The following is a 12289-nucleotide window of genomic DNA, read 5'->3' on the forward strand; positions in this document are numbered from 1 at the left end:
CATTTTACCGTGCAGCATCGGTGATGCTGGGGGCGGGTTCCGGCAAGCGGGCTGGTCCGTTATGGATAGATCTTGCTTTGTTCCGCCGCTTTGTGCTGGCCGAGCCGAGGGATTGCAGAGCGGTTTGCCGTCAATCCCGCGAGCCGCAGCCCGACAATGGCGAAAGGGGCGGCGAGCAACAGCGCATAATAGCCGTTCACATAGTGTGCGAGCAGGACGAGCGTGATCGAGGCAGCAAGAAGCGCCAGCGTGGCATAATAGCCATCGTGCATGCGGCCATGGGGCACGTTGGTGAACAGGCCAGCACAGTAGGCAGCGGCGAGTTCCGCGCCGATCCCCGCGAGGATCATGGCGTCGATCCTGCCGGTTGTTGCGGCGATCGCCAGTGCGGCCGGCACGCCGGCGAGCCGCACGATATTGGCGTAAAGCGGGCTGCGCGTTTCGGCAGAGGCAAGGGCAGCAATCGCGGGCGCGGCGCGAAATAGTCGCAAGGCGTTCAGGCAAGCGAGCGGCACGATGTACGCAGCCGCGGCATGAAAGCGGGCGCCGAACAGGAGGTCGAGCACGACCGCTCCGAGAAGCAGTGCGCCCACCGTCAAGGTCATTGCCAACAGCGCGGAAAGGGCGATCAGGACGGTGTAGAGATGTGCATGATCCTGCGGCCTTGCCTGTGTTTTCGCCAGTGCGGGCAGCGCCAGCGTCTGGAGGGACTTGGCGGCGAGATTACTGGGGATCATCGTCAGCATCAGCGCCGCGCTGAACCACCCCAGGGATTCCGGGCCGAACCTATTGAGGGCGATCATCCGGTCGCCGTTGAGGATGAAGAACATCAACAGGCCGTTCACCACCAGCGGCCAGCCGAAGCGGAAGGCATGCCGGGCGATCGTGCCGTCGAAGCTGACCCGATAGCTATGCTGGACACCGACGTGGGAGAGGGCGACGGCGCTCACCTGCTGCGTGAGGATGGCGGCCAGGGCGACGCGGTGATCGTGGAAGAACCAATAGGCTGGCAGGATGGCGAGCAGGCCCAGGGGTTGCGAGAGCAGCGACCGCAGCGCTTGCGGAGCGAAGTGTCCATCGCGCTGCATTCGGAAAATATCTAGGTTTGTGAAGGCGTTGATGAGCGGAACGACGGTGAGGATCAGGTAGTCGCCGGTCTGGCTGAGAGTATTGGTGGCCGCGGCGAAGATGAAGGCGACCAGTATGAGAAGGATGGACGCCATGAAGCTGACCACGAGCTGCGCGCCGTGGAGGTTGGAGACGAAGGCAGGATCGTCGGCACGGGGATCCTGCACCACGAGACGGTTCAGGCCAACGTTCTGAAATGTCTCCACAATCGTCATCAGTATGGCGAAGGTGGCGGCGAGGCCGAACTCCGTCACGGAGAGCAAGCGGGCGAGCAGGACGTTGCGCACGAGGACCGCGGCGACGTCCACGCAGTTGCTGAACAGCACGATCGATCCTGATCGCAGTAAGCGCACGGTGATGGATTCCTTGCCTTGGATCAGGATGGCAGTGGCGCGAAATGGCCGGCGACGACGGGGGGAGCGGCCTGTCCCCGGCGCACTTTGGCCTCGTTCCGGGGGCGAGCGGCCTCGACCAGCCAGCCGCCCGCGCCGAGCACGAACATCAGCCAGATGTAGCTGTTGTTCCAAAGGTGAACGCTGACGATGGCGACCATCGTCGCGACGACGGCGAAGACGTAGCCGAGGCGGATTGCCGCCTCATCGTCCCCGGCTGTGCCGCCCTTTGATGCGCGGAACAATGTGAGCATGAACACGGACGCCAGCAGGGCGAGGCTTACCAGCCCGTAACGGTAGGCGATGACGAGCCAGAAATTGTCCATGCTGTTGCTCATGTACGCCGGCCGTTCCCATTCGTCGGTGCCGTGGCCGATCAGCGGGCTGCGCATCACGTCTGCCGTGCCGAATTCCCAGATCAGGATGCGGTTGTAGGAGTTGCGGGTGTTGAAGGTGGCGTAGTCGACGAAGAGGTGAAACGGTGTTCGATCCGACAGCAGGTCGGTCACGACAAAGGCGGCGACGCACAGGGCGATGAGGATGATCCAGCGGCGCTGGACGCGGCGGAGCAGCAGGTTCCAGGTCATCAGCGCGAACTGGACGTTCATGCTGAGCAGCGCGCCGGTGGACAGCGAGGTCAGCGTGGCTATGGCCACGGTCGACGCGATGCCGCTGCGGAACGCGAGCGTGCGACGGGCGGCGGTGATGTAGATTGCCGGCGCCATCAAGGTTGCACAGAAGACGCCGAGGAGGATCGGGTGTTCGAACACGCCCTGCGCGCGGCTGAAGCCCCAGCGTTCCTCCATATAGGTGGGTGCGAGTGCCTGTCCGAAGCGGCCGGCCAGGTCGAGCAGCGGCTTCGTTCCGCTGACCGATTCCCAGATGAGGAAGGGGGCGAGCAGGATGACGCCGACGATCGCGACGGCGAAGGTGTAGCGCATCGACGGTGCGTCGCGCACCAGCACGCGGCCAGCGAAATAAGCGCCGGCGCTTTGCAGCAATACGACGCCGGCCGGCTCGATCGCGTCGCGCGGGTTGAGCAGGAGGAAGCGGGTGGCGGCGGCCCAGATGGCGAAGGCCAGCACGAGGGCGTCGATCACCGACCGCTGCCCCGCGCGGCCGACTGCCCACAGGCCCAAAGTTACCGGCAAGGTGACGATCAGGAGGATCAAGGAGGGCGAGAGCCGGATCGATCCGACATCGTAGAGCGACGGCAGGAAAAGAGTGGCGGTGAAGCCGATGATCATCAGCCGGCGGGCAAGCGACGAATGCGCAGGTGCTGCCGCCATCTCCGTCGGCAGCAAGGGTGTATCGAGCGGCTGCCGCTCCACTGCCGTATCGGTACGGACGAGCCGCCCATTGTGGACGCGGACGAGCGGCCCCTTGCGCTGAGGCCCACGCGCACGGGAAGCGGGCGTCACCATAGGGCGGCGGAGCGCGAGCGGCCGGTTCAGATCAGTCACTGGCAGGCTGCCATCCCGGCGGCGCGCGGCGCGTCACAGGCCGGGCGCCTGTTGCCGCCACGTCGCATGATAACCGGCCATCGAGCGGTTGCTGATCCAGCGGCGCAGCGCGGATCGGCCGCGGTCGCCGGTGACCGGCATGACCGTGTTGCTGGGCGGCGTGACCGGGGCGGCCGTGCCGATCAGGTAGAGCGGCGCGGCATTGCCGGTGAGGCGAGCGCCCTCCTGAACCCGAATCCAGCTTTTCTGATCGGGGAAGCGCGCGACCACATTGTCCTTCACCACCAGCGAGGGGCTTTTCGACAGGACGGCAATGCCATTGTACATCGCGCCGATGACGATGTTGTCGGCGATCACGACGTCGCGATAGGGCAGGCCGGACTTTTCATCGCGCAGGAAGATGCCCTGCATTGCAGCGCCGGCCCCGCGATCGATGATGTTGCCGCGGATCGTGATGTTCGATGCGGCGCTGCCCTGACGCGAGGTCCACATCTGAATGCCGTCGGGGTGATCGCCCGGCGCCGGGGCAAAATCGGTGATCACATTCTCGGCGATGACGATGTGCGAATTGCCGCCGCCGCGCACGCCATCCATCCGCAGATGGTGAAGGTAATTGCCGGTGATCGTCGCGTTATGCGTGTCGAGCAGCGAAATGGCCGTAAAGGAATTGGTGAATTCCGACCGGGTGATGCCGACATCCCGGCTGTCGCGGACGAGCAGAAGCTTGTCCTGCGCGCGGCCGATCGGACCGGGGCGGCCGGTGACTCGAACCTGATCGAGCGACACATCGTGCACCCGGTGCAGGGTGAAGCCATGCTGCACCGGTGATCCCGCGCTGCGCAGGGTGAGGCCGGAGAGCGTGAGATTGCCGCTGTTGCGCAGGAAGAGCCCGGTGAGGATCGCCGGGTCGGCGGGATCGCGCGAGGTGAGCGTCACCACGCGGCCCGGACTGATGTTTTGCAGGGTGACGGGCGGGTAAAGCCCCGGCGCGAGCCGGATGCGCTCCCCACCCCGTGCCTGGCGTACCGCGGCGACCAGTTGCGGCGCCGTGCTGACGATCAGTTCACGCTTATCGGGCGCGGTGACGACCGAGGTGCTGGCGAGGAAGATCGTCGCCAGACCGAACAGGGGCGGGATGACATGTGCCGACATGAACGCTCGACCCTTCCCCCCTTCGCAGATCCGGGGATGTCTCTAACCGCGCCGCGCCACTGCCGGCAGGAGTTAGCGCAGGAACGGATCAACCTCGCACCGCGTCGGAGCGAATGGCCGATATTCAGCGGGGCAGACAGTCGGCCGGGAGGGGGCATTGATCGTGGATCTGCGCGAAATGTTGCTGCGCCGTTTGTACGGCGGCCGGCGGACGCATCGCTGGTACCTGCGGCTGATCAAGCGCTGGGAGGGGGGCGAGCTCCACTCCCGTCATTTGCGTGCGATGCTGCAACGGCAGCACGGGGTTTCGGTGGGTGATTATTCCTATGGGCCCATTCTGCGACCCGGCCTGTTGCCCGGTGGGACTCAGGTGGGGCGATGGTGTTCGGTCGGGCAGGGGCTGATCGTGCGGCGGCGGGACCATCCGATCGGGCGGATCACGCAGCATCCGTTCTTCTACAATGCGAAGCTGGGGCTGGTGCCGCGCGACACGATCGGCGCGGAGGCCGATAATCCGCTGACCATCGGCAATGACGTGTGGATCGGGGATCGCGTGACGATCGTCGGCGGGTGCCGATCGGTCGGCGACGGCGCGGTGATCGCGGCGGGGGCAGTGGTCACGCGTGACGTGGCGCCGTTCTCGATCGTTGGCGGCGTGCCCGCGCGGGTGATCGGCCGGCGCTTTTCGCCCGAGATGGCGGATCGGATCGCCCGGTCACGCTGGTGGACGCTGGACCTGGAGACGGTCGCTGGGTGGGGCGAAGCCCTGATGCAAAACATCACCCCCGAAGTGGCGGAGGTGATGCTGTCACGTTGCGTTGCCTTGGGAGCAGCGGCCGCCACGCCCCCGGAGGAGCGTAGCGGCGCATCTGCGATCAGCGGGTTTGCATCCGCAGACCGATGCGGAACTGACGACCCAGCAGGTCCGAATAGGTGCTGTTCGCAGCCAGACCCGTTTCCGGGAGCAGCAGCGGCCAACGATCGAACAGGTTGGTGACGTTGACGAAGAACTGAGCGTCCGCGTCGCCGAAGCGGACCTTCTGCGTCAGGTTGAGATCGGCGTAGAACACACCCGACACGCGGTTCACGTCATAGGTCGGCTGCTGCGGCGTCGAGATCGGGCACCCGCTGGTGCATTCGATGCCGGTGGCGACATATTTGCCCGCGCTGACGCCGCGACCGGTGGCCGTGATCGCGAAGTTCGGCGTGTCGTAGGTTGCCGTGAAGCGATAGATCCAATCCGGGGTGGTGGACTGGCCGCCGTTCACGCCGACCGAGTTCGTGATCACCGCCTGCGGCACGCCGCTGTCGAGGATATTGTCGATATAGCGGGTGGCGACGCCGCGCAGGGTGAGGTTCCCGTCCGTGTCGCCGAACAGGCGGTCGAGCGGCAGGCGGTAGGATGCGTCGATGTCGACGCCGCGCACGACCTGGCTCGCCGCGTTGAACGGCTGGCTGCGGATCAGCAGGTACGGCTGGCCCGGGACCGAGCGCGCGGGATCCTCGGAGATCGCGTCGCACAGGGCCGTGTTGCCGGAGTCGCAGAGGTTGACGATGTCCTGCGCGCTGAACGTCGTGATGCCGTCCTTGATGTCGATGTCGAAGTAATCGACCGAGAGGGCGAAGCCGGGGATGAAGCGCGGCGTCAGGACGACACCGGCATTCCACGAGTCCGACTTTTCCACGCCCAGGCGCGGGTTGCCGGTGACGAGGCCCGAGTAGCCGAAGCTGGCCGGACCATTGGCGCCGTCGGCGGTATAGGCCGGGTTGCGGACCGAATCGCTGTTCGCGGAGCCGCCCTGATACAGTTCGTTCAGGTTGGGCGCGCGAATGTCGCGCGAGCGGGTGACACGGACGCGGAAGTCATCGATCGGCTGCCAGGTGGCGCCGGCCTTCCACGTGGTGACATAGCCAGCCGTGGAATAGTCGGTCGCGCGGACTGCGCCGTTGAACTCGAGACCGGCGCCGAGCGGCACCACCGTTTCGAGGAAAACCTCCTTCACATTGTAGCTGCCGTTGGTGGGCAGGTAGTTGCCGACCGACCAGGCGTTGGACGTCGTGGGGTTGCCGGCGGCGTTGGTGGTCGCAATCGGCTGGAACTCGGTCGGCACGAAGCCGCGGATCTTTTCCTCACGATATTCGGCGCCGATCGCGACGCTGACCTCGCCCGCCCAGGTGCGGAACGGCGAGGCAGAGACGTTGAAGCCGGCGTTGTACTGCTCGACCACTTCGTCACGGTACGGATCGCCGAGGACGTAGTTGAAGGCGGCCGGATTGGCGACGCCAAGGCCCAGGCGGTTCAGCGGAACGCAGTTCGGGTCGTTGTTGCTGGGATTGCTGTCGACGTTGATCGCGCACTGGATCGAGCCGGTCGCGAAGTTGCCCGGATTGCCGGCGGGCGCGAACACCGCGTTGGTGGCATTGGCCATCCGGCTGATGTTCATGATGTTGCGCAGCTGTTCACGCAGGTCCGCGCGGCCGTACTGGCCGAAGACGTTCCACACCGCGTTGCTGCCGAACACCTCGGTGCTGCCCTCTGCGCCGATGGCGTAGCGCTGCACCTCGCGCTTGTTGTTGATCGCGCGGAACGGCAGGTCAGCCGCGGTGGTGGCGAGCGTCACACCGGTGATGCCGGTCAGCGCCGCCGGGCCAAGCGTGTTGTAGAGGAACGCGTTGCAGTTGGAACCGACGGGCACGGTGGTGCAGCCGGTTGCGTTCAGCGCGATGCCGGTCTGCAGGTTCGGGCCGGCGTTGAAGAAGATTTCCTGCGTGTTGTACGAACCCTCCGCGAACACCTCGATATCGTCGGCGATTTCGTAGCTGGCGCGTGCGAAGATGCCGCGACGGTCGTCCTCCGGGCTGAGGCCGATGCGGCGGCCGGAGTCATTCAGGCGCCAGTCGCCGCCCTGCGTCAGCGTCGGCGGGGCCGTGCCGGTCGGCGACGGGAAGGTCAGCGCGCCATATTGATACTGGCCGATCGCGCCGTTGTAGCCGAAATAGGTGCCGCGCAGGCTGTTCGCGCGCGCGCCGGTCGAGGCGGTGATGAGGCCGCCCGGCGTGGAGTTCGCCGCGCCGACCTGGCGACGGATCAGGAACTGCGGCTCGGTGCTGTTGGCGGACCAGTTCGGGTTCTGGATGCGGACGTAGCCGGTGGCGTTCCAGTCGCGATCGACACGGAAGATGCCGTCCTGATGCGCGAGCTCCGCGTTAAGCAGCAGGTGGCCGCGGCCCTCGCTGCCCCAGGAGAGGCCGCCGGTGACGCTGAACGAGTAATTGCCGCCGTCACCCTTGTCGGTGATGCCGCTGTCGATCGCGACCTTGAGGCCCGAATACTTCTTGTCGAGGACGAAGTTGACCACGCCGGCGACCGCGTCCGAACCGTAAGCGGACGAGGCGCCGCCGGTGACGACCTCCACGCTCTTGATCAGCGCCTGCGGGATCGTGTTGACGTCGACGAGGCCGGTGACGGTCGAGGCGACCGAGCGGCGGCCGTCGAGCAGCACCAGCGTGCGCGTTTCGCCGAGGTTGCGCAGGTTCAGCGCGTTGATGCCGGCCTGACCGCTGGAAAGGTTGAGGCGAGAGTTCGCCGGGCGGGTGGAGCCCGCCAGCGACGGCAGCTGATTGACGAAATCGGCGACGTTGTTCGACGGCGAGGAATTCTGGATTTCCTGCTGCGTCAGGACGGTCAGCGGGGTGGGCGCCTGGAAGCCATCACGGACGATGCGCGTGCCGGTGACGATGACGTCCGGGCCATTGCCGTCGTTGCTGGTCCCGGGTGCCGGATCGCCGATCTGCGCGGTGGCGGTGCTGGAAGGCTGCGTCTGCGCAGCAGCAGGCGCCGCGAGCCCCGAAGCGAGCGCGAGCAGCGCCGTTCCCGTGAGCATTGTTCTGGACAAGATAATATCACGCACGTGCCGTCCCCCGAGAGCTTTTGTTACCTGTGCCTACCTGCATGCGTCATGCTGTTGTCGCAGATCGCCGATAGGGTGGAACGTGCCGGTAGGAGCAGAAAGCCGTCAAGGGAAGATCGGCCTACCTGTGTTTGTTGATCCATAGATCAGGCATATGGGTAGGAGCCGTAGGGCGGCGCATAACCGGCCGCTATAAGGCGTGACCTGCTTGTCATGGACGCGGCCCGCCTCACGCGGTTAGCCTGCGGCATACCCACAAGGAAAGGATAGCAATGCTCGACCGGCGCCTATTTCTGCTTGGTTCGGCGGCGACCGTGCTGGTGTCTGCTGCCTGCCACGGCCAGTCGGCGCCGGCACAAGGACCCACCCGCGTTGCCGGCCTGTCCGCACCGATCGAGATCATCGACGACCGCTGGGGCGTGCCGCATATCCGCGCGCAGACGAAGCCGGACGCGTTCTTCGGCCAGGGCTATGTCGTGGCGCGCGACCGGCTGTTCCAGATCGACCTGGCGCATCGCCGCGAACTGGGCCGGATGGCCGAAGCGTTCGGCCCCGAATTCGCGAAGCACGATGCGGTGGCGCGGCTGTTCCATTACCGCGGCGACCTGGACGCGGAGCTGGCGCGGGTGCCCAAGGAGGTGCGCGACGCCGTCGCCGGCTATATCGCCGGGATCAACGCGCGGATCGCGGAGGTGGAGAAGGACCCCGCGCTGCTGCCGCCGGAATATCGCATCCTCGGCGTCAAGCCGCTGCGCTGGGACATCCGCGACCTGGTGCGCGCGCGTGGCAGCTCGATGGGTAATGCCGATGACGAAATCCGCCGCGCGGAGCTGGCCGCGATGGGGATGCTGGAGCTGGACGCGGTGATCGCGCCGCTTCGTCCCACTTGGAAGCTGGCGGTGCCAGAGGGACTGGATACGTCCAAGGTGAGCGACGCGGACCTCGGCGTGCTTCAGCTCGGCCGGCTGCCGTTCGGGCCGGACACGCCGACGCGCGAGCCGGAGGAGGATCTGGACCGGGCGCAGGCGGGGTCGAACGCCTGGACCATCGCGGGCAGCCGCACCACCACCGGGCGCCCGATCCTGGCCAACGACCCGCATCTGGGCATCGGCGGCTTTGGCCCGCGGCACGTGGCGCACCTGACCGCGCCGGGGCTGGACGTGATTGGCGGCGGCGCACCGGGGCTGCCGGGCATCATGCAGGGGCATACCGATCGCTTCGCCTTTGGCCGGACGAACTTCCACATCGACCAGCAGGACCTGTTCGTGCTCGAGCTCGATCCGAAGGATCCCGAGCGGTATCGCCACGAGGGCGGATGGAAAAGGTTCGAGCGGGTCGAGGAAGTGATCCCGGTCAAGGGCGGGCCGGCGCAGAAGGTCGTGCTGCGCTATGCCGTGCAGGGGCCGGTGATCATGCACGATCCGGCCAAGGGGCGGGCGACCGCGCTCGGCTCGATCGGGATGCAGCCGGGCGGTTCCGGATCGTTCGCGATGGTGGCGATCAACCTGTCGCGCGATTGGAACAGCCTGAAGGAAGCGTTCAAGCTGCACCCGTCGCCGACCAATTTCCATTATGCCGATGTGGACGGCAATCACGGCTGGCAGGTGATCGGGTTCGTGCCCCAGCGCAAGAAGGGCGACGGGCTGATGCCGGTCCCCGGCGACGGGCGGTATGACTGGAACAGCTATCGCGATTTCCGCGCGCTGCCGAGCGAGTTCAACCCGCAGAAGGGCTGGTTCGCGTCCGCCAACCAGAACAATCTGCCGGCCGACTGGCCGCGCGACAAGATCCCGGCCTTCTCGTTCCGCGATCCCTATCGCTACGAGCGCGTCGCGGAGGTGCTTGGCTCGCACCAGCGCCATTCGGTCGCCAGCAGCGTGGCGTTGCAGTTCGACACGCTGTCGACCCCGGCCAAGCAGTTCCTGGCGCTGCTGCCCAAGCAGCCATCCGCGGGCGCGGCGCCGGCGGTGAAGATGCTGTCCGGATGGGACGCGAAGCTCGACCGGGATAGCGGCGCGGCGGCGCTGTACGAGATCGTGTGGCGTGACCTTGGCAAGCGGATGCTGGCAGAGATCGTGCCGGACAAGGCCAAGGGGCTGGTCGACGAGATCGCGCCGTCCGAGCTGCTGCGCCGCGCGGCGAGCCGTCCGGCGATGGTGGACACCGCGCTGGCGAGCGGCTGGGCCGAGGCGCAGCGGCTGATGGGCAGCGATCCCGCCGCCTGGCGCTGGGGCACGTTGCATCAGGTGCGGATCGCGCATCCGCTGTCGAGCATTCCGGCGATCGCCGCGGCCTTTCCGGCGATCGAGGGCGAGGGATCGGGCGGCGACAGCTACACCGTCATGGCGCGTTGGCTGGGCAATGGGCCAGGCTGGCGCACCGGCGGCGGCGCAAGCTACCTCCATGTCATCGACGTGGGCGACTGGGACAAATCGGTGATGCTGAACCTGCCGGGCCAGTCGAACGACCCGCGCTCGCCGCATTATCGCGATCAGTATGCGCCGTGGATCAAGGGCGAGATGCAGCCGATGCCGTTCAGCCGCGCGGCGGTGGATGCGGTGGCGGCCAGCCGGTCGACGCTGATGCCGCAGGGGTCGGCGACGAAGGGGAAGGGCAAGTGATGCGCGTGGCATTGAAGGCCGGCGTGGCGATCGGATCGCTGCTGGCGCTGGGCGCCGCGAGCGGGCCGAACGTCGATGTCGTGATCCGCGGCGGGACGATCTATACCGGCGCCGAGACGCCGCCGATCACCGGCGACGTCGAGATCGCCGGCGACCGAATCGTCTATGTCGGCCCGAGCCGGGGTACGCGCGCCGGGCAGATCGTGGAGGCCAAGGGGCAGATCGTGGCGCCCGGCTTCATCGACGCGCATACCCATCCCGACAGCTATATCCGTTCCGATGATCCCAAGGTGCGGTTGAACCTGCCGTGGCTGGCGCAGGGCGTGTCGACGATCGTGATCGGGGTCGACGGCTATGGCACGCCCGACGTGGGCGACGATGCACGCAAGCTGGAGGCGAGCGGGATCGGGACCAATGTGGTGCCGTTCGTCGGCTTTGGTGGGATCCGGCAGCGCGTGCTGGGCAAGGCCGATCGCGCGCCGACGCCGGCCGAGCTGGCGGAGGAAAAAAGGCTGGCGGCGAACGCGATGTGCGAGGGTGCCTATGGCATGTCCGCCGGGCTGTTCTATCCGCCGCAGAGCTTTGCCAAGACCGACGAGGTTGCGGCGGTGGCGGCCGAGGTGGGGAAGCGCGGTGGCATGTACGACAGCCACCAGCGCGACGAATCCAACTATAATATCGGCCTGATCGCCTCCACCAAGGAAGCGATCGAGATCGGGCGGCGCGCCGGGACGCCGGTGCATTTCGCGCATCTGAAGGCGCTGGGCGTCGATTTGCATGGCAAGGCGCCCGAACTGATCCGCACGATCGAGGAAGCGCGTGCGGCGGGGCAGGATGTGACCGCCGATCAATATCCCTGGCTGGCCAGCGGTTCGAGCGTCGATGCCTCGCTGGTCCCGGCCTGGGCGGTCGATGGCGGCTATCAGGCGATGATCAAGCGGTTCGACACGCCCGCGACCATGGCGAAGATCAGGTCCGAGATGCGCGAGAATTTGCGCCGGCGCGGCGGGGCGGAATCGCTGCTGCTGATCTCTCAGGGGCAGCCGTGGACCGGCAAGACGCTGGCGCAGATGGCGGCGACGTGGAAGCTCGACCCGATCGATGCCGCAATCCGCATCCTGCGGGTGGCCAATGCCAAGGGCACCGATCCCGCCGGCGCTGGCGTCGCGAGTTTCAACATGGCGGAGGGCGACGTCGACCTGATCATGAAGCAGCCGTGGGTCGTCACCTCCTCCGACGGATCGAACGGGCATCCGCGGCAATATGCGACCTTCCCCAAACTGTATCAGGATTATGTCGTGAAGCGGCCGGTGATCACGCTGGCGCAGTTCATCCGCCGATCGAGCGGGGCGACCGCCGACATGTATCGCATCAAGGATCGTGGCTATCTGAAGCCCGGCGCCTTTGCCGATGTCGTGGTGTTCGATCCCGTCGGCTATACGCCGCGGGCCGATTACATCCGCCCGCGCGAGCCGAGTGCCGGCGTCAGCGCCTTGTTCGTCAACGGCAAGCTGGCGTTGAAGGACGGGGCCGTCACCGGGGCGGCGGCGGGGCGGGCGCTGCTGCGGCCGCGGCCGGCAAATTGCGGGGAATAGCCTTGCGTTATAGGCAAAGCTGCGAGC

At 66.6% G+C, this 12289-nt stretch carries 6 protein-coding genes; 2 read left to right on the forward strand and 4 right to left on the reverse strand.

Translation table 11 applies throughout. From position 1 onward, the window contains the following. Positions 1–59 precede the first annotated feature (59 nt). The 4 genes from XM50_RS13260 to XM50_RS13275 form a co-directional block, all read right to left on the reverse strand. The gene (locus XM50_RS13260; RefSeq protein ID WP_269430583.1) at positions 60–1481 is read right to left on the reverse strand and encodes an oligosaccharide flippase family protein; all 1422 of its coding nucleotides are present in this window, start codon (positions 1479–1481) and stop codon (positions 60–62) included. A gap of 23 nt (positions 1482–1504) precedes the next feature. After that, positions 1505–2983 (reverse strand): O-antigen ligase family protein, encoded by a 1479-nt coding sequence (locus tag XM50_RS20885; RefSeq protein ID WP_231621973.1) that lies wholly within the window; start codon positions 2981–2983, stop codon positions 1505–1507. Positions 2984–3016: 33 nt separating this feature from the next. Continuing rightward, positions 3017–4135, reverse strand: a complete 1119-nt coding sequence (locus tag XM50_RS13270; RefSeq protein ID WP_046410163.1) for a right-handed parallel beta-helix repeat-containing protein — start codon at positions 4133–4135, stop codon at positions 3017–3019. Between the two features lie 875 nt (positions 4136–5010). Then, positions 5011–8031 (reverse strand): TonB-dependent receptor plug domain-containing protein, encoded by a 3021-nt coding sequence (locus XM50_RS13275; protein ID WP_231621974.1) that lies wholly within the window; start codon positions 8029–8031, stop codon positions 5011–5013. Positions 8032–8318: 287 nt separating this feature from the next. Between XM50_RS13275 and XM50_RS13280 the strand changes: the two genes are divergently transcribed. Continuing rightward, positions 8319–10667: a penicillin acylase family protein gene (locus XM50_RS13280; protein ID WP_046410166.1), complete on the forward strand. Its 2349-nt coding sequence runs from the start codon at positions 8319–8321 to the stop codon at positions 10665–10667. Continuing rightward, a complete protein-coding gene (locus XM50_RS13285) occupies positions 10667–12262 on the forward strand; it encodes an N-acyl-D-amino-acid deacylase family protein (protein ID WP_046411656.1) in 1596 nt (531 codons plus the stop codon). Before XM50_RS13280 ends, XM50_RS13285 begins: the two co-directional genes overlap by 1 nt. Positions 12263–12289 lie beyond the last annotated feature (27 nt).

It is taken from the genome of Sphingomonas sp. Ag1 (genome assembly GCF_000980895.1).
Taxonomy (GTDB): Bacteria; Pseudomonadota; Alphaproteobacteria; order Sphingomonadales; family Sphingomonadaceae; genus Sphingomonas; species Sphingomonas panaciterrae.

What these genes read in the sequence shown, in the direction of transcription:
- XM50_RS13270 (WP_046410163.1), bottom strand. Translation starts at nt 4,135, where the DNA reads ATGTCGGCACATGTCATCCCGCCCCTGTTCGGTCTGGCGACGATCTTC.
- XM50_RS13280 (WP_046410166.1), top strand. Translation starts at nt 8,319, where the DNA reads ATGCTCGACCGGCGCCTATTTCTGCTTGGTTCGGCGGCGACCGTGCTG.
- XM50_RS13285 (WP_046411656.1), top strand. Translation starts at nt 10,667, where the DNA reads ATGCGCGTGGCATTGAAGGCCGGCGTGGCGATCGGATCGCTGCTGGCG.